The sequence below is a fragment of the Mesorhizobium sp. WSM4828 genome, from assembly GCF_055811175.1.
In genome coordinates this window covers 1-17,859 of sequence record NZ_JBVVQK010000040.1, presented here as the reverse complement: position 1 = coordinate 17,859, position 17,859 = coordinate 1, and the positions used below count along the sequence as shown (strand labels likewise).

The 17,859-nt window shown below is 60.2% G+C and carries 19 protein-coding genes and 1 pseudogene; 10 read left to right on the top strand and 10 right to left on the bottom strand.

What is annotated here, in order from left to right; all coding sequences use genetic code 11:
- The first annotated feature begins 1 nt into the window (after nt 1).
- The 4 genes and pseudogenes from AC0L2X_RS29010 to AC0L2X_RS28995 all read left to right on the top strand — a co-directional run.
- Nucleotides 2-562, top strand: coding sequence for a slr1658 superfamily regulator (locus AC0L2X_RS29010; protein ID WP_473553620.1), 561 nt, complete (start codon nt 2-4; stop codon nt 560-562).
- Nucleotides 563-580: 18 nt separating this feature from the next.
- Entirely contained in the window at nt 581-919 is a 339-nt protein-coding gene (locus AC0L2X_RS29005; protein WP_473553619.1) for a slr1659 superfamily regulator, read from the top strand.
- Nucleotides 920-1,145: 226 nt separating this feature from the next.
- Nucleotides 1,146-1,754 carry an ATP-dependent DNA ligase gene (locus AC0L2X_RS29000; RefSeq protein WP_473553618.1) on the top strand — a complete coding sequence of 203 codons (609 nt, stop codon included), beginning with the start codon at nt 1,146-1,148 and terminating at the stop codon, nt 1,752-1,754.
- Between the two features lie 101 nt (nt 1,755-1,855).
- A pseudogene (locus AC0L2X_RS28995) lies at nt 1,856-2,366 on the top strand (TOBE domain-containing protein); the annotation flags it as partial.
- Nucleotides 2,367-2,668: 302 nt separating this feature from the next.
- On the opposite strand, the gene AC0L2X_RS28990 reads toward AC0L2X_RS28995, so the two are convergent.
- The 8 genes from AC0L2X_RS28990 to AC0L2X_RS28955 form a co-directional block, all read right to left on the bottom strand.
- The gene (locus tag AC0L2X_RS28990) at nt 2,669-3,031 is read right to left on the bottom strand and encodes a hypothetical protein (protein WP_473553616.1); all 363 of its coding nucleotides are present in this window, start codon (nt 3,029-3,031) and stop codon (nt 2,669-2,671) included.
- 144 nt (nt 3,032-3,175) lie between these two features.
- The gene (locus AC0L2X_RS28985; protein WP_473553615.1) at nt 3,176-4,291 is read right to left on the bottom strand and encodes an ABC transporter substrate-binding protein; all 1,116 of its coding nucleotides are present in this window, start codon (nt 4,289-4,291) and stop codon (nt 3,176-3,178) included.
- A 77-nt stretch (nt 4,292-4,368) separates the two neighbouring features.
- Nucleotides 4,369-5,337 carry an SMP-30/gluconolactonase/LRE family protein gene (locus AC0L2X_RS28980; RefSeq protein ID WP_473553613.1) on the bottom strand — a complete coding sequence of 323 codons (969 nt, stop codon included), beginning with the start codon at nt 5,335-5,337 and terminating at the stop codon, nt 4,369-4,371.
- A gap of 25 nt (nt 5,338-5,362) precedes the next feature.
- Nucleotides 5,363-6,418, bottom strand: coding sequence for an ABC transporter permease (locus AC0L2X_RS28975; RefSeq protein ID WP_473553612.1), 1,056 nt, complete (start codon nt 6,416-6,418; stop codon nt 5,363-5,365).
- 18 nt (nt 6,419-6,436) lie between these two features.
- Nucleotides 6,437-7,933 (bottom strand): sugar ABC transporter ATP-binding protein, encoded by a 1,497-nt coding sequence (locus AC0L2X_RS28970; RefSeq protein WP_473600849.1) that lies wholly within the window; start codon nt 7,931-7,933, stop codon nt 6,437-6,439.
- A gap of 76 nt (nt 7,934-8,009) precedes the next feature.
- The gene (locus tag AC0L2X_RS28965; protein WP_473553608.1) at nt 8,010-8,900 is read right to left on the bottom strand and encodes an NAD(P)-dependent oxidoreductase; all 891 of its coding nucleotides are present in this window, start codon (nt 8,898-8,900) and stop codon (nt 8,010-8,012) included.
- Nucleotides 8,901-8,902: 2 nt separating this feature from the next.
- The gene (locus tag AC0L2X_RS28960) at nt 8,903-9,478 is read right to left on the bottom strand and encodes a gluconokinase (protein ID WP_473553606.1); all 576 of its coding nucleotides are present in this window, start codon (nt 9,476-9,478) and stop codon (nt 8,903-8,905) included.
- Nucleotides 9,447-10,214 carry an SDR family oxidoreductase gene (locus AC0L2X_RS28955; protein WP_473553604.1) on the bottom strand — a complete coding sequence of 256 codons (768 nt, stop codon included), beginning with the start codon at nt 10,212-10,214 and terminating at the stop codon, nt 9,447-9,449. The genes AC0L2X_RS28960 and AC0L2X_RS28955 overlap by 32 nt, the downstream gene beginning before the upstream one ends.
- 142 nt (nt 10,215-10,356) lie before the next feature.
- Here AC0L2X_RS28955 and AC0L2X_RS28950 point away from each other — a divergent pair, with 142 nt between their 5' ends.
- Both AC0L2X_RS28950 and AC0L2X_RS28945 read left to right on the top strand, forming a co-directional pair.
- The gene (locus AC0L2X_RS28950; RefSeq protein WP_473553697.1) at nt 10,357-11,277 is read left to right on the top strand and encodes a 2-hydroxyacid dehydrogenase; all 921 of its coding nucleotides are present in this window, start codon (nt 10,357-10,359) and stop codon (nt 11,275-11,277) included.
- Nucleotides 11,278-11,291: 14 nt separating this feature from the next.
- The gene (locus tag AC0L2X_RS28945) at nt 11,292-12,326 is read left to right on the top strand and encodes an L-idonate 5-dehydrogenase (RefSeq protein WP_473553603.1); all 1,035 of its coding nucleotides are present in this window, start codon (nt 11,292-11,294) and stop codon (nt 12,324-12,326) included.
- A gap of 2 nt (nt 12,327-12,328) precedes the next feature.
- Here the strand turns inward: AC0L2X_RS28945 and AC0L2X_RS28940 are convergent, their stop codons facing one another.
- Both AC0L2X_RS28940 and AC0L2X_RS28935 read right to left on the bottom strand, forming a co-directional pair.
- The gene (locus AC0L2X_RS28940; protein WP_473553601.1) at nt 12,329-13,321 is read right to left on the bottom strand and encodes a LacI family DNA-binding transcriptional regulator; all 993 of its coding nucleotides are present in this window, start codon (nt 13,319-13,321) and stop codon (nt 12,329-12,331) included.
- 863 nt (nt 13,322-14,184) lie between these two features.
- Nucleotides 14,185-14,496 (bottom strand): PilZ domain-containing protein, encoded by a 312-nt coding sequence (locus AC0L2X_RS28935; RefSeq protein WP_473553600.1) that lies wholly within the window; start codon nt 14,494-14,496, stop codon nt 14,185-14,187.
- A 464-nt stretch (nt 14,497-14,960) separates the two neighbouring features.
- On the opposite strand from AC0L2X_RS28935, the gene AC0L2X_RS28930 reads away from it, so the two are divergent.
- The 4 genes from AC0L2X_RS28930 to AC0L2X_RS28915 all read left to right on the top strand — a co-directional run bounded on the left by AC0L2X_RS28930 (nt 14,961) and on the right by AC0L2X_RS28915 (nt 17,743).
- Nucleotides 14,961-16,199 (top strand): pilus assembly protein TadG-related protein, encoded by a 1,239-nt coding sequence (locus tag AC0L2X_RS28930; RefSeq protein ID WP_473553598.1) that lies wholly within the window; start codon nt 14,961-14,963, stop codon nt 16,197-16,199.
- Nucleotides 16,200-16,204: 5 nt separating this feature from the next.
- Nucleotides 16,205-16,645, top strand: coding sequence for a TadE/TadG family type IV pilus assembly protein (locus AC0L2X_RS28925; RefSeq protein ID WP_473553597.1), 441 nt, complete (start codon nt 16,205-16,207; stop codon nt 16,643-16,645).
- Nucleotides 16,646-16,685: 40 nt separating this feature from the next.
- Entirely contained in the window at nt 16,686-17,039 is a 354-nt protein-coding gene (locus AC0L2X_RS28920; RefSeq protein ID WP_473553595.1) for a TadE/TadG family type IV pilus assembly protein, read from the top strand.
- Between the two features lie 458 nt (nt 17,040-17,497).
- Nucleotides 17,498-17,743, top strand: a complete 246-nt coding sequence (locus AC0L2X_RS28915; RefSeq protein ID WP_473553593.1) for a DUF6074 family protein — start codon at nt 17,498-17,500, stop codon at nt 17,741-17,743.
- Nucleotides 17,744-17,859 lie beyond the last annotated feature (116 nt).

Sequence of the window (17,859 nt, the reverse complement as noted above, 5' to 3'; positions counted from 1 at the left end):
CATGACAACGCTGTTCGGTACCCCTGACATTGCAATCGGGATGAAGGAGAGCGCCAGTCGCGTGCGGCTCTTTGACGGACCTCTCGACTTGAGTTGGCGTCATTGTGCCACGACCGCGGACTTCATCGCCGATCTTTTCGCGTTGCGCTTCCGGTCGTCCCGCAATGACTACATAGAAGTGCGGCACAGTATTGGATATCTGGTCAACGAACTCATCGAAAATGCCGTCAAGTTTCGCGCACCAGGTGAGATCTTGATCGAGGCGTCGATGGATTCGGAGTGCTTCAAGCTCAAAGTGTCGAATGACGTCGATGGTGAAGATGCCTCTAAGTTCCAAAGTCTCCTGGCGGATCTCACGGTTGGCGACCCTATGGACCTGCTGATACAGCGAATTGAAGAGAATGCCGCCAACCCCGACATGGCAGGCTCCGGACTTGGATTGCTGACGTTGATGAGCGACTACGGCGCACGCCTGGCTTGGATATTCAGCGCCACCGACGAAAGCGATCGGATTTGCGTGGAGACATATGCCTCCATTCCGATCTCGCAAATTCACAACTAGATGAAACGAAGCCAGGCTATGGAAATCAAGACAGACGACTACCGTGTGTGGACTGAAGGAAGCGAAATTTTCTTCGACGGTGCAATGCGGCTTGCCAGTTCCGAGGCCGGTGCGCCTATCACGGCGTTGGCGGCCAGTGTTCTTGCCTGTGATCCCGCTTCCATTACGCTCAATCTGAGGGACCTTCACTTTCTAAACTCGTCCGGCATCAACCTGCTGGCGAAATTTACCATCGAGGTGCGCAAGCATCCCGATGTTCGACTCGTCGTGCGTGGAACGCCCGACATACCCTGGCAATCGAAATCATTGCCGAATCTGAAGAAGCTGCATCCCGCTGTGGTGCTTTTGATGGACTGACGAAGGTCGTCCGAAATTAGCCAAAGGACGGCGTGCAAGAGCGCCGCAAGAGCGAGATATGTACGCCCGGATAAGTATTCGGATGCGAAGCTAACGACAATTCGGCGACGTGCGCAGATGCTCGCAATGGCTTGGTGGGGCCGGCACAGACGGCAGGCGTCCGAGTTGGGGGGATGTCGGGCCGCCTGTGCCGATTAGCCTCGCTGCGCAGCCAAAGGTGGCGCCATTGAGTAAGCGTGCCAAGGTCAACGGTGGCCGGCTGGAGTTCATTCCGCCACAGATCCCGACTTGGGTCGAGCAGCCGCCCGATGATGGGGGATGGGTTCACGAGATCAATCTTGAGGGCTACCGAACGCAGCTCATCATCGACAAAGACGGCGTGCGTCTTTACAACAAGAACGGCCGTGACTGGACCACGAAATACTGGCCCATCGCGCTGGCTGTCGAGCTGCCATGCCGGGCTGCCATTATCGACGGCGTGGTCATTGTGCCAGGCGACCAGGGCGCTCCCGATTACCCCGCGCTGGAAGCCACGATCTGGAACGAACCCAGCCGGCTGGTGTTCGTCGCGTTTGACATCCTCCATCTCGACGCTCGCAATCTAGCCTCCTTGCCCCTGCTGCAGCGCAAGCAGGCGCTGTGGCAACTGGTTGAGCACGGCCTCGGCAAGATCCAGTACAGCGAGCATTTCGAGGACAGTGCGCTAGCGATCTTCCGCGCGATCGAGAAGATGGGGCTCGAGAGCATCGTCTCGAAGCACGCCGACAGCCGCTACAGGAGTGGACCGTCGAACACATGGCTGAAGGTCAATTATTTCGAAGAAGCCGATTTCTGAGCGTCGACGACCGCCTCTGGCGCAACCGCGGGCTCGACGATTTCCGCATTGGTCGGCGGGCAAGTCGGGAATGGTCGTCATGCGTCGCGAAGCGGCATCCATTGCAGCCCAAGCGTATTCAGCGCGAGATCGGCATCACGATCTTCGTCACCCACGACCAGGAAGAAGCGCTGACGATGAGCGACCGCATCGGCATTCTGCGCGATGGCAAACTGGTGCAGGAAGGCCCGCCCGAGGAGATCTACGATCGGCCGAAGAGTGAGTTTGCCGCCACCTTCCTGGGCGACGCCAACATCCTTCGCGGCAACGCCACTGGTTACGGGCATCCGGCTGCCTGACGGAACGGGGATTGCCGCAGGCGCGGGTGCCAAGCTTACAGCTGGGGCCAAGGCAAGCTGCGCCGTGCGGCCCGAACGCATCCGCATCGTCACTGATGCCGAGGCCCCGGATGCGGCCGATGCGAATGTGCTGCGAGGCCAGGTGTCGAAGCGCATCTTCGCCGGTAATAGCAGCACCTACTTTGTCGAGGGTGCTGGCCAGACGCTCAAGGTCATTGTGCAGAACACCGGCGCTGCCAGGCTGGCGGAAGGTCAGGATGTCGTGCTGCGTTGATCGCCGGAAAGCACGGTCTTGGTCGTCGCGGGGTAGCAGGCCAGAGATACACGACTGACCGAGTCAGATGGGGAGTGTGGACGGCATGACTTTTGTGGCAAAAAGATTGCGGGATCCTGGTTGAGGTCGGCGCCAGAAACGCCGATACGCCCGCCTACGAGACCATCGCAATTGTTCGGTGGTCTTGCCGCCCGGAGCAAGCGATCCGGCAATGATGATGGACAACGACATGGTTGGAATCGCCGAAGGTCTTGCCGATTGACAGTGACATTTCACTCAGAAGCGGTGCGCCGGGCTTGCGGCTAGTGCGCCGTTTGCTGCTGTTTTGAGATCTGGTCAGGTGCGTAGTCATTGGCCTCGAAGACATGATGATGGACACGTCCCGTGAACATCTTGAGCAGCTCGCCGGTCACGTCCCGGCTCTGAGACCGGACATCGGACAGAAGCGCCCGGTTGCAGCTATCCATGTCCGAATACCGGATGGCGAGCGCCATGGCATAGACCGGAGCGCCCTCGTCCCGCACCGCACCGTCCAAGACTCGCACTTCCTCGGCTCCGGGAAACTGCGTCCACAGCGGCACCAGCTTCTCCTTGACGAAACGCCGAAACTCGCTCTCGCGTCCGGCGTGGATTTGACCTTCGAAGAGGGCGTAACGAATGATCATGACGAGAGTTTCCTAACTTTCTACCTGGGATCACCTGCCGCCCGGTGGCGGCAGTTAGCGGGTCAAGCAATTTTCTGAAGTTGCGACCACAACGTGAGTCTGGCTTTGCGGGCGCATCGCGTGAGGCGCCCGCTTGCCGAATGCCTATTTGCCCCAGATCTTCTTGTACTCGTCCCGGTAACCGTTGCCGGGGTCAAATGCATTGTTGGGGCCGCCGTCGAACTCCACATTGTCGGCCGTCACGACGTGCAGCGGCGACAAGTAGCCCGACCACTTTTCACCGGCAATGGCGCGATTGAGTTCGTCGACCAGTTGCCAGCCCTGCAGGTTGAGCGGTTCGGCGACCGTTACCTTCTGGAATTCGCCGGCACGGATGCGCTGATAGGCGGATTCGGAGCCGTCGCCGGCAGCGACATTGACCGGCGCGTCGGTGCCAGCCTTGCCGGCCGCGGCAAGCGACGGTCCCATGAAGTCGAAATACAGGTCGTTGATCGCCAGCGAGTGCGTCCACGCATCGCCGTATTTCTGCAGCAGTGAAGTTGTGAGCTGCGGCATGCGCTGCGAAGTCTCGGCGATCGGCGTGTCGACATATTCGAGCACCTTTCCACCCAGCCGCTCGATTTCCGCCTTCATCTTGTCGGCCTTGGCTATGGCGATCGCATACGTCGAGTCAGTGAAGATGATAACGCCGGGCTTGCCTTTGGCGTCGGCATAGGCCCAGTCGGCCGCAGCGGTAGAGACTTGCATCGCATCGGTCGAGACATTGGCGAAGACGTCGCTCTTTTCATCAGGCCCGATGACCGGTCCCGCATGCCATGAGACCAGCGGGATACCCGCGGACTTCGCCTGCTCCAGCGCCGGCGCCTGCTCGATGGCATCGAACCCATCGATGACGATGCCATTTGGCTTCAGCGCTATCGCCTGGCCGAAAGCGGCGGTGCGCCCGCCAATCGATCCTGCGCCGTCGATTACCTTGACCTCCCAGCCGATCGCCTTGGCCGCTTCCTCGACACCGTTGGCGACGCCGAGAATGCCGCCATTCTTGAGGTCCCCGGCAAGCACGACGATCGTCTTGCCTTGCTGGGCCTTCGGACCAGTGGTCGGGCCGTCCCAAGCGGTGACCTTCTGGGCATATTTTTGAACGACCGCCATGGCGTCGGCCATCTCGTCCGCGCGCGCTTGGTTTGAGAACAAGGACGGAGCAGCGGTCGTGATCATAATCAAGGCGATGGATGCTGTGAGGAATGTTCTGCGTTGCATGTTCGGTAACCTCCCTTGGCGTTTGAAATGTTTTGGCCTTCCCGAGAAGGCTTGAGATTGATCGGCACGGCGTGGTTTCAGGCGGCGATTTTTCCCGCTGCCGGACCTGAGCCGGCTGGCTGGGTGTTCACGTAGACAGCGTAGAGGGATGTTTGGGCGGTGATGTAGAGCCGGTTCCGGTTCGGACCGCCGAAACAAACGTTCGAGACAAGTTCCGGAACCAGGATTCGGCCTATCAAGGTCCCGTCCGGCGAATAGACGCGGACCGAGTCCGCGCTCGAGGCCCAGATATTGCCGCCGTAATCGACACGGAAACCATCGAAGGCACCCGCCTCGCATTCGGCGAAAGCACCGCGTGCCCGAGCGGAGAGACCGTCTTGCGCAAGATCATATGCCTTGATGGCCCGCGGCAGGCCGGGCACATGGCTTGCGCCGGTGTCCGAGACGTAAAGAATCTTTTCGTCCGGGGAGAAAGCGAGACCGTTGGGCTGGACCAGATCGGTGACGACGGCTCTCACGTGGCCGGAGGTCTCGTCGAACCGGTAGACATGGGATCCGCCGATCTCCGCCTTGGCAATGATACCTTCATAATGGCCCTCAATGCCGTAGACCGGATCGGTAAACCAGATCGTCCGGTCGGATTTGACAACAACATCGTTCGGTGAATTGAGCCGTTTGCCATCGACGGTTTCGACGAGGGTCTTCCAACCTCCGTCGTGCTCGAGCCTGGAGATGCGCCGGCCGCGATGCTCGCAAGCAACGACGCGGCCTTCGCGGTCGAGGGTATGTCCGTTCTGGTTGTTGCAGCGCGTGTCGAAGACGCTGACGGAACCGTCGGTTTCATCGTACCGCAGCAGCCGATCGTTGGGGATGTCAGACCACAGCAGGTGCTTAGCGGCCGGAACGTAGACCGGACCTTCGGCCCAGCGGCTGCCGGACCACAGCCGCTCCAGCTTGGCATGCGAAATCGTCAGCTTCCGGAACCGGTCATCCAATATCTCGTAGTTGCCAAGCGTTGTTGGCTGCAGACGGCAATCCACCGTCATTGTCCCTGGGCTGGTTCCGTGCCGGTCACTTCGCAGATTGCGCGACATTCTTGATCCTTGCTATGTGCGCCGCGCCGCGCTTTCGTTGCGCGTAGCCGGCAATGCCGATCGCAACGAGCAGTGTCACGCCGTTGAACAGGGGCTCGACGAAGAACGAGCCGCCGAACTGCTGGATGCCTGAAATGCCGACCGCAAGGATGATGACGCCGGTCATCGTGCCCCACACATTGACGCGTCCTGGTTTGATCGTCGTCGAGCCAAGAAACGCGCCGACGAGTGCCGGCAGAAGATACTCCAGCCCGACGCTGGCTTGCCCGATGCGCAGTTTCGAGGCGAGCAAAACGCCCGTCAGCGCCGTCAGGAAGCCCGATGAGATGAAGGCTCCAATGACGAAGCGGCGCACCGGAATGCCGTTGAGGGCGGCAGCTTTCGGATTGGCGCCGATGGCATAGACGTAGCGGCCAATCGGCAAATATTCGAGAACGATCCAGAGCGCGACGGCGATGCCCAGCACATCGAGCCCGGTGATCGGCAGCCCGAAAACCATCGTGCCGTTGAGCGCATAAAACCCGTTGGGCAACACACCAACCACTTGTCGGCCGCCAGTGTGCCATAGGGCCAGCGCATAGAGCACGGTACCGGTGCCCAACGTGGCGATGAAAGAGTCTATACGGGCTACTTCGACCAGCAGGCCGTTGAGGAAGCCGGTTGCCGCCCCAAGAAGCAGCACGATCATCACCGCCAGGGGCCATGGCAGGCCGAACATGGTTTGCAGGCTGATGGCAAGAATGTGCCACAGCACGATCCCATAGCCGACCGTCAAGTCGATGCGCCCGGACGCCATCGGGATCATTGCCGCCAGCGACAACAAAGCGATGATCGCCTTGTCGGAGATGATCGAGCGCAAATTGAGCAGCGTCGGAAACGTGTTCGGCAGCAAGACCGAAAACAGCAGGATCAACAACAGGGTCAGGATCACCAGCCCGTAGACCGGCAGCAGCCGAATAATCTTCTGCGTCAACGGCAATCCCGCCATTTCGCCACGGGTCGGCTCGAGTGCGCTGGATTCGATAGATTGCATGGCTTTGCTCCGGAAGGGTCAGGCGGCTTCGGAAGCCGATGCCGCGGTGATCACGGCGGAAGTGGTCAGGTCGTGGCGGGTAAGTTCGCGCACAATGCGTCCGCGCGAAAACACCAGCGCGCGATGGCAGATGTGGGCGATCTCCTCGAAATCGGTCGAGACCACGACCACAGCGAGGCCGGCTTCGAGCGCGCGTCCGATCAGCCGGTAGATTTCGGCCTTGGCGCCGACGTCGACCCCGGCCGTAGGATCTTCGGCGATCAGCAAAGTGCGGCCGGTGTGTAACCACCTGCCGACGACCACTTTCTGCTGGTTGCCCCCGGACAATGCCTCGATTGGCAGGTTCGGATCATTGGGGCGCAGCCCGACCGAACCGCCGATAGCTTGTGCGAGGGCAGCCTCCTTGTGCGGCGCCAGAAACGAGAAGAGGCCGCGCTTGCCAGCGCCGGGGTTGAGGAAGCTGTTTTCCCGGATCGACAAGGAGGCCGCGATCGATTCTTCGGTCCTGTCACGGGCTATCAGGCCGACGCCGGACGCCATCGCCGCGATCGGGCTCGACAGGTCCGGGTGAACGCCGCGTATCGTCACGGAGCCTGAAAATGGCTGACAACCGAACAGTGCCCGGCCGACCAGTTCCTGCCCGGCGCCGCGCAGCCCGACCAGGCCGAGCAGCTCACCCTTGCGCACCTCGAAGGAGACCGGACCGGCGCCGGCACAAACCAGATCGCGGACGGTGCAGATCGTCTTGCCGGCCTCTGTCGACGCCTTGGTAAAAACCTGACTTACAGGACGGCCGACAATCATCTCGACCAATTGGTCCGGCTTGGTGTCGGCAATCTTCTTCTGGCCGACCAGCTTGCCGTCGCGCAGCACGGCGACACGGTCGGCGATGCGGAAAATCTCGTCGAGACGATGCGAGACATAGATCATGCCCACGCCCCGCTGCTTCAGCGGGCGGATGGCGTCGAACAGGCGATCGACCTCGTCGGCAGGCAGGCTGGCGGTCGGTTCATCGAGCACCAGCACATCGGCCTCGGTGGCCAAGGCGCGAGCGATGGCGACCAGCGATTTTTCTGTGCGGGTCAAATCCTGGACACGCGTCGTCGGGTCGAAATCACAGCCGACGAGCTTGAGTGCCGCGCGCGCGCGTTCTTCGGTAGCATGCCAGTCGATGAGACCTGAGCGAACCGAGAACCCCTGGGCTAGGCCGACATTCTCGCCAACCGTCATCCAATCGATCAGGCCGAGATCTTGGTGAATGAAGGCAACCGACTGACGCTGGCTCGGCCGTGGCGGGCGGTGGTGATACGGCTCGCCACGAAACAGTATACGGCCGCCATCGGGCCGATAGATACCGGCAAGCGTCTTGATCAGCGTCGACTTGCCGGCACCATTTTCGCCGAGCAGTGCCAGGATCTCGCCCTTGTGGAGATCGAGCGTTACGTCGGAAAGAGCGCGAGTGCCGCCGAACTCTTTCGTAACCGACTTGAACTCAATCAGTTTTTCTTCGGCCACAAAGCGTTCCTCCCAAGATCGCCAGCTGATGTTATCGATAACATTTCCGGGCGTCAAGCGACAAAGTGTTCGATTGCTAGCCGGCAATCTTGCCGTCGAGAAGGCGCATCATCTCTGCCGAATCCTTCGGCCCCAGGCCAGCCGCGCAGAGCAGGCGATGGACCTCGACCACTTGCCCGGTCATCGGCATCGGCGTGTTGGTCTTGAGGGCGAAGGCCTGCAGCGAATCGAGATCCTTCAACATGTTGTCGATGCGGCCGGTCGGCGAGAAATCCCGGGCGGCGAATTTCACCATGAACTCCTGCATGATGCTGGAATCGGCGCGTCCCCCCTTAAGCGCCGCCGGGATTGCCTTCGGATCGACGCCGCCGGCCTCAGCGAGCTTCACGGCTTCGGCAACGGCCTGGAACAGGACAGCGCAGAAAAGCTGGTTGATCAGCTTGGTCGTCTGCCCGGCTCCGCTCGGCCCCATTAACGTGTAGTTGGCGCACAGATGCCGCATCACAGTGCGCGCGTGTTCGAAGTCAGCTGTTTCGCCGCCCGCCATGACAGTCAGTCGGCCCGCCAAAGCGCCAGGAACGCCACCTGAAAGCGGGCAGTCGACCCATCTCATGCCGGTCTCGGCCGAAAGCTGTCTTGCCATGTGAGCGGTGTCGGCCGGGTCGATCGACGACATGTCGATTAGGAGCTTTTCGGACGACCCGGCAACCGCGACACCGTTCTCGCCGAACACCACCGAGCGCACGATGTCGGTATGGTTGAGGCTGAGGACCACGAAGCTGCTCGCTCGCGTTGCCTCGGCAATCGAGGTGGCGGCAGCCGCGCCCTTTGCAGTCAACGCGGCGACCTTCGCCTTATCGAGGTCGAACACCGTCACTGCCTGCTTTGTCTCGACCAGGCGGGTGGCGATCGCCGATCCCATAATGCCGGCGCCGATGACGGCGACCTTCGCTGCTGCTTGTGTCATTTTCAACGTGCCTCGTTCTTTGTGCCGGCAGCATGGGGCTGCAGAAAATTGCCGAGCGCTTTCAAGGCCGCGTCGGCGATCCTGTCGACCGGAGCGTCTATATCGACGGTGACCACAAGCGGTTCATCGCCCGGGCTTTCCAGTGTGGCGAGCTGAGTGTCGAGCAGCGCTGGCGGAAAGAAGTGACCGCGACGTTCGGCGATCCGGGCTTGCAGCAGGGCGCGCGATCCCGCCGCGAATATGAACGCCAGCGGCCCACCCGCCGCATGGCGAAGGCGATCGCGATACGATTTCTTCAGAGCCGAGCAACTCACCACCAGCCCGCGGCCCTCTTCATAGGCCTGGCGCAAGGCTGCGCCCACCAGATCCAGCCAGGGCCAGCGATCATCATCGCCAAGCGGGATGCCCGCCGACATTTTCTCGACATTGCTACCCGGATGCAGCGTGTCGCCTTCGAGGAAGGCAACCCCGGTCCGCGCGGCGATCTCGACGCCGATGCTGGTCTTGCCGCAGCCGCTGACACCCATCACGACAATGAGCGCCGCCTCAGAGGCACGTTGTAATGCCGCCATCGACATAGAGCGTGTGTCCATTGACAAAGGATGAGGCCGGTCCGGCCAGGAAAATCGTCGCGCCGACCAGTTCACCGACTTCGCCCCAGCGTCCAGCAGGCGTGCGGTTGGTCAGCCAGGCCGAGAATTCGGGATTGTCGACCAGCGCCTGGTTGAGCGGCGTCTTGAAATAGCCAGGCGCGATGGCGTTGACCTGAAGCCCATGCTTGGCCCAGTCGGCGCACATGCCGCGCGTCAGGTTGCGCACCGCGCCCTTCGTTGCCGTGTAGGGGGCGATATTGGGACGAGCGAGTTCGCTCTGCACCGAGGCGATGTTGATGATCTTACCGCTCCGCCGCGGGATCATGTGGCGCGCTACCGCTTGCCCGACGAAAAACACGCTGGAGATGTTGGTGCGCAGCAATTCGTCCCACTTTTCGGCGGGAAAATCCTCAAGCGGCGTCCGGAACTGCATGCCGGCATTGTTGACGAGGATATCGATGGCGCCGACCGCATCCTCAATCTCCGCGACGCCTTTGACGACAGCAGCGTGATCGGTGACGTCGAAGACCGCGCTGTGAGCCTTGTGACCCTTGACCGCCAGTGCATCGGCAGCGGCCGCGACCTTTTCGGCGCTGCGCCCATTGAGCACGATTTCGGCGCCGTGCTGCGCCAGCCCCTGTGCCAAGGCCAGGCCGATCCCCTGCCCCGAGCCAGTGACCAGCGCCCGCTTGCCCGTCAAATCGAAGAGCGAACTGCTCATGCGCACCTCCAGACCAACCTCCCAAAAGCGGACACGATTTCGTTCGCGCCGCCCCTAGCCACTATTGACATGAATGTTATCGATAACATAGTCAATAAGAAAATGAATTCGCGGAGGAGACAACACCGTGACCGACATATTGATGACAGGTCCCTATCCGGATTGGGATATGGCAGACATCGAGGCCAAATATCGCGTCCATAAATTATGGCAGGCCGAGGACAAGGACGCCTTGGTCGCCCGTCATGCCGGCGCCGTCCGCGCCATCGCGACACGCGGCGAGCTTGGTGCCAGTGCAGCGCTGATGGCAAAACTGCCGATGCTCGAAATCGTCTCTTGTTATGGCGTCGGCACCGACGCCATAGACCTTGCTTACACCAGAGCGAATGGCATCCACGTCACCAATACACCGGATGTGCTGACCGAGGATGTTGCCGATATCGGCATCGGCTTGCTGCTCGCCGTCGCTCGAAAAATCCCGCAGGCCGACGCCTATGTCCGCGACGGCAGCTGGCGCAAGGGCAACATGCCACTGGTCACGCGCGTCTGCGGCAAAAGGCTGGGCATCGTCGGAATGGGCCGTGTCGGCGCGGCTGTGGCCAAGCGCGCCGCTGCATTCGACTGTGCGATTTCCTATTTCGATGTGCGCAAGCGCGACGACCTACCCTACGCCTTCGTCGGCGATCTGGTCGAGCTGGCACGACAGAGCGAATTCCTGATCGTGACGCTTGCCGGCGGTGACAGCACGAAGCACATCATCAATGCGGCGGTTCTGGCAGCACTCGGAACGCACGGCATCGTGATAAACATTTCGCGCGGCAGCACGATCCACGAGACCGCATTGCTTGCTGCTTTGGAATTGGGCGCAATCAAGGGCGCCGGGCTCGATGTGTTTTGGAACGAGCCGACGATCGACGAGCGCTTCCTGAGGCTCTCCAACGTCGTACTGCAGCCTCACCACGCAAGCGGCACGGTTGAGACCCGCAAAGCCATGGGTCAGCTCGTTCGTGATAATCTCGCGGCCCATTTCGGCGGACAGCCCTTGTTGACGCCGGTCGTCTGAGGAAGGACCACCTGATGAAGTCGATCGTCATTCATGCTGCAAAAGACCTGAGGATCGAAGAGACCGATCCAGATATTCCTGGCGATGGACAGGTGGAGATTGCCGTCGAGGCGGGCGGCATCTGTGGCTCGGACCTGCACTACTACAACCATGGCGGTTTCGGTGTGATCCGTCTTCGCGAGCCGATGATCCTAGGCCATGAGGTCGCCGGCACGGTCAACGCGGTGGGCGGCAGCGTTTCCTCGCTCGCTGTCGGCGACCGCGTCGCTATCTCGCCCAGCCGGCCGTGCAATGCCTGCCGTTACTGCTTCCAAGGCATGCAGAACCAGTGTCTTAACATGCGTTTTTACGGCAGCGCCATGCCGATGCCGCACATCCAGGGTGCGTTCCGCCAGCGACTGGTCGCCGAGGCATGGCAATGTCATAAGATCGCAGATCATGTTTCGATCAACGAAGCCGCCTTTGCCGAGCCCTTTGCGGTGACGCTGCACGCCGTCAACCGCGCAGGTTCGCTGCTCGGCAAACGCGTTCTCATCACTGGCTGCGGCCCGATCGGCGCGCTTTGTATCCTTGCCGCCCGAGCGCACGGCGCACGCGAAATCGTTGCGACCGATGTCATAGACGGCGTGCTGGCGAAGGCCTTGGAGATCGGCGCCGACCATACCATCAATGTCGCGACAAATAGCGAAAAGCTTGCTGCCTATAATGCTAACAAAGGTAGCTTCGACGTGATGTTCGAGGCCTCCGGCAACGAGCGCGCAGTGCGGGCGGGTCTAGATGTCCTAAAGCCGCGCGGCGTTCTCGTTCAGCTGGGGCTCGGCGGCGACCTTTCGATTTCGCAGAACCTGATCGTCTCCAAGGAGATCGAGATGCGCGGCAGCTTCCGCTTCCATGACGAGTTCGCACTCGCAATCGATCTGATCAACCAGCGCCGCGTCGATGTGAAACCACTTTTGACCGGCATCTATCCGCTCGATGAGGCGGTTGCGGCCTTCGAGATCGCCGGCAACCGAAACAAATCGATGAAGGTTCAGATCGCGCTAGGCTAAACTCAGGTGCTTTCGCGCTCAACGACACGATAACCAGTCAGGACGATTTCCTGTCCGTGGTTCTTCTCGCCACCCCGGATGATCTGGATGAGCCGGCGTGCAGCCTGCCGCCCGATGCCGTAACAATCAACATTTACCGTGGTGATGCCAGGATGGCAGAAAGCGGCAACCTCATAGTCGCCGAAGCCGGCGATGGCGATGTCTTGCGGGACCCGCATTCCGCGGCGCTTGCATTCCATTAGTGCCCCGAAAGCCGACAGATCCGAGACGCACAGCACGGCCTCAATGTCCGGCCAACGCTCCAGCATGCTGACGACGGCCTGCCCGCCCTGCTCGATCGAGATCGGCGGCACGCCGAAGGAAACAAGCCGGCCATTCGGCAGACCGAGCTCCTCGATGGCTCGGACGAAGCCTTCGCGCCGTTGGCTGCCGCGCGTGTCGCGCGAGGTCGTACCACCAATGTAGCCGAATTTCCGGTAGCCCTTTCTGGCGAGCGTTCTTACGAGAAGCCCCATTGCCTCTTCGTTGGAGAAGCCGACAACCTGGTCGATGGGCTTGGCCGGCAACTCCCAGGTTTCGATCACCGGGATGCCCGTGCTTTTCAAAAGTTGACGTGCCCGGTCCGTATGCGCGCCGCCGGTCAGAATGATGCCTTCCGGCCGACGTCGGAGCATGGCTTCGATCAGCTTCTCTTCCTTCTCGACCGTGTAGTCGGTGTATCCGAGCAGAAGCTGGAGCCCCGTGCTTTCCAGCTCATCGGTAATGCCGCGCGCCGTGTCGGCGAAATTTGAATTGTTGATCGAGGGAACGATCGCCGCGACAAATCCGGTCTTGCGCGAAGACAAACTGCCGGCCGACTGGTCGAGCACATAGCCCAGCTCGTTGACCGCGGCCATGATCTTTTCCCGAGTGGTCATGGAAACGCGGCCGCCGTCCTTTAAAGCGCGCGAGACCGTCATGGCCGACACGCCAGCCCGCAGGGCTACATCGACCATAGTCGGTGCTTGGCTCTCGAGGGGCCTCGACGACGCTGTCTTAGCCATCATGCCTCTGCGCTAGCCGCAGCAAACGGCACATCGTATGGCAGGAACTGGTTTCGGCTTTGTCCATTAGCCCGGCTCCTCTAGAATCAAATCGGTTGTATGTTATCGATATCACCGCTCTATGACAACAATCATCGCGTGAACTCAGGCAGCGGTAGGTTTACTGGGTGCGCCTGACGTTCTCTGCGGACCGGTGTTCAATCGAGCTAAACAAAAACCCGCCGCAGTTCGTGCGGCCGGGCCGATCAAGCGTTGTTGCACCAAGTCGGGCTCGGGATCGGGTTTGCCCGGCGCGCGCGGACCGTCAGGACACCATATGCGCATCAGCTGCAATGCGTCCACCAAGCGACAGTTGGAGTGACAAGGCCACATCAGCACCAAAATGTTAGCTCATCCCCGATCGCTATCGCCAGCAACAGGTGGCACCCGAAAAATTGCGGATGTGTTCGTTGAAGTAGCGACCTTGCGACTGCGGCCCGGACATAGCAAAGGCTCCCGCGAAAGCGGAAAATTTCCTTTGCCGGGGTACAGACTTTCTGAGGAAGACCTCTGCTAGTCGGCGCTCGCTTCCCGAGTTCCGCTCTGCCCCGAAGAATTAGATTCGGCCCGCGTCGCGGTGACGGGTTGAGGGCCAGTGGAGGAGAGCCTCAGACCGAGATTTGCCGAATGGTTTCAGGGTTTCAGAACGCGAGCGCCGCCACTGAAGGTGTCCTGCGCGCCTATGGTGGACGCGCGCAATTGGCGAAGGTGCCCGCCTAGGGGAGTGCTGGTTTGCGGGCCGGATGGCGGCGCGCTGACCTTCATCTTGCCGTCGGTCAGCCGTAGTGGAGTTTCGGTTTGGGCTCGGTGCCGGTGAATTTGACGCCGATACGGTCGTTGCGGCGCCAGCAAACCTCCGATCGATAGGCAAGTCCATCAACCGCGACGTAGAGCAAGAAGCGATCGGGAACCCGGGCTTCGGGCGCGACCTTCAGCTCGGCACCCCCCTCGTGTTGATTGCGCAAGGTGCAGCTGATTTCGGAATTCTGGATCCCGGTGATGATCGTGCCGCCCTTTAGCACACGGTGGCGGCGCTCGCGCCGATGCTCGCCGGAATTTTCATAAGGTGGGTTCGCAGTGTTTGCCATCAGTGTCAAATCAGCTGAATTCATCCTCTAGGCATAAAATACCTAAGACAGGCACACGGCAATGGATGCGTCAGGTCGCGTGTCACCGCGGACGCTTCAGTGAATCTATCGGGTCGCGCCAAAACATCTAGTGATCTGGCAAGCTCGCGGCGACGAAGAGACTTGCGCGCGCCGTGATGTGGACTTGTGCAGGCGCGGGCCCTCTGAAGGGCCGAATATCTGTTGCCGACGATCTTGAAGGCGCCGCCGATCGCGTCACTTTTGTTCGCCGTCAACGAACCCCATTTTGTATGTGAAATCATCGACACCGCGCCCCCAGTTGCCAGCGACCAAGAGGCTCGTTCGCGTTCGCCCGCCTCAGGTGGGGCGATGGACAGGATCTCTGAGTCAGAGCCCGCCCAGGAGGGTGCAAGTGGAGGGAATTTCTTATTCATTCTTTCATGTATTTGCGCCTACAAACCTCAATGGAATGGGTCGCCCATATCTTCGACCGGTTCGGCCGCGGTCTACGACGACGCCTCGGGAATAACGGCAACGTAGCCGTTGTTTTCGCGCTGTCCTTGCCGATAGTTGTCGGCGGTGCGGGCCTCGGTGTCGAAACCTCCTATTGGTACTACAGTAGCTTGAAATTGCAGGCGGTGGCCGACGCGGCAGCCTATGCAGGCGCTTTGGAAAAGGTTTCGGGATCAGACAAGTCCGCGATTGTCTCCGCCGCGACGCTTTCAGCAGCCTCGAACGGTTTTGCAGCGTCGGCAGGCACGATCGAAGTTTTCAGCCCCCCTTCGTCCGGATCAAGCGTGGCGAAAAACGCCGTTGAGGTAATCGTTCACCAAAACCTCGATCGATTTTTTACATCGATATTCACGCAGAACGCGGTCGGCGCACGGGCAAGAGCGGTGGCTCTCATCACTGACGCATCAAAAGCCTGCGCTTTGTCGCTCAATCCTTCCGCCCCGAAAGCGGCGCTGTTTTCCGGCAGTTCGACCATAAAAATGACGGGCTGCTCCGTAATGTCGAATTCGATAGCCGCCGACGCCATCAAACTTCAGGGATCGGCCAACCTTCAGGCCGACTGCCTCATATCAGCCGGCGGCGTTTCGCTGAGCAACCCTGTGACAACCGTTTGCGCCAGCCCGATAACTCAGGCCTTACCCGCCGGTGACCCGTTTGCCGACCTGCCCGCGCCACCGGCCACTGACTCTTGTCAAAATCCGAGATTGTCGACCCTGAACCCCGGGACATACTGCAGCGGGTTGAGCCTGAGCGGCAATGTTGCCCTCTCGCCCGGCGTGTACGTCATCGGAGGCGGTGATTTCAAAGCGAACGCGAACGCCAATATCTCCGGTGACGGCGTCTTCATCTATCTGGCCGGCAGCTCGGGCGTCAGCATGAACGGTAACGCCACCATCAAGCTTAGCGCACCCACGTCGGGCACGTATTCCGGTGTTCTGTTTTACGGCAACAAAGGTAACCTGACGGGGTCGAACACCTTCAATGGGACGGCGGATTCACTTTTGACCGGCGCTCTGTATTTTCCAACCCAGGACGTCAATTATCTCGGCAATTTCTCTGGCAAGGGTGGTTGCACCCAGGTCGTCGCCGGCACCTTGCAGTGGTCCGGCAACACCAGCATCAGCCAGGATTGCACGAGCCTCGGAATGCGCAATATTCCGGCGACGCAATCCGTTCGGCTTGTCGAGTAATTTTCGTGGAACGGCGATCCGTCCGAATTTTCCGGAGCGATTCAGGTGTTGCTGCGGTAGAGTTTGCACTGATTGTGCCCATCCTTTGCCTGGTACTTCTTGGCATCATTAACGGCTGGTCCTTCGTATCAAACACGTTGTCGATGCGTGCAGGCGTCAAGACGGCGGCGAACCTCGTGATGCAAGGAGCCGTCGAGGACGCCACCATCCAAGCTGTCGCTCTTTCGAGCTGGGAAAACCACCCCGATGGCGCGCAGGTGACGCTGAGCCGTAAATATATGTGCGGGAACATCGTGGTCGATCCATCGATCCTGTGCGACACTTTGAAAGCCCCCTCGGTCTTCCTCGTAATCCAGGCGACAGCCACCTGGTCACCGCCCTTCAGTTTTGGCGAGGTTTCCTTTTCACGCGAGCTCGGTCATCAACAGGTGATTCGTGTCCGCTGAACGGAGACCTTTCGCGGGCAATGCATCAGGCGGAGCTGCATTGGAGTTCGCACTGCTCGCGCCTTTTCTGATGATGCTTTTGTTCGGCATTTTCGCGTTCGGCTGGGCTCTGAACGGCATGTCGAGCGTTCGGTATACGCTGGAAACGTCCTCGCGTGCGCTGCAGATGAAGAACTCGCTGACGCAGGCCCAGATCCAAGCCATCGCCACGCAAAAATTACTGGATCTGGGACTGAAAGACGTCGTGGTTACGATTGGGATCGATCCCCCTAGCGGCGGGTTCCGCTTAGCGCATCTGACCGCCACCTATGCCTTCGTCATCGAGTTCCCATATTTCGACCAGTATCCGATAAATTACGCAACGACAGTCACAGTTCCCTTGATTGGGACATAGGGCTTGTTCACGTCGGACGCCGCGGCTAACGATCCTTCACAGAATACCGGCAGCTAAGCTATTCCTCACGGCTTGCTTCCGAGGCCGTATCCCCGCTTTGACCCATTGGGTTCGCCGGCGCGCATTGCAGCCCTTTGGTGCGGCAGGCATGCTCCTAAATCGGACAACCGATCCCGCTTACCACGGCAGGCGCCGGCAGGGACCAACATATTCGTCGTCCAGGCTGCTCGTCCGACATAGCGAAGTCCATTCGCTCTGCCAGCCCGGACCGTCTTGGCTGGTGAACGGACATTGGCCAATGTCGCTCTGGCCCATCCCTGCTACCCGACAGTTGCGCCCAAGCCGCCGCCCGACCTCAGAACTCCCGCTACACGCTCACCCAACAAAAAGGATGTGCCGTTAACCAGATTTTCTCATCCTCCAGTGCTTAATCGCGAGACTGAATGGGTAGGTGATCGGTGTCAAACATAAGGGCGTTTCCGCTGTATCGGCGGCGGAAGTTGGTCGAGGGAATTGCCCGCGTGCTGGAAACCAAGAACGGCGAAGATGCGAATGCGTTCTGGCGCGGCACTGCCAAGACAATTCTCCTTCAGTTGTCCGAATCAGGAGTTGCGCCCAGGTTCGCCGAACTGGAAGTTGGATCGCTTCTTCATGCCGTCTTAGGCGATATAGCGAGCCGGAGTGCTGCGAAACGCGTACATTAGCATCGACTCACGACGAATGATTGCCACTCGCGGACTCTACTAGACTAGTTTCCGTCCACAAACACGTGTATTTCGCAGCGTTTACAGAGGTTTATGCTAGGCTGGGTCGCCTTAGC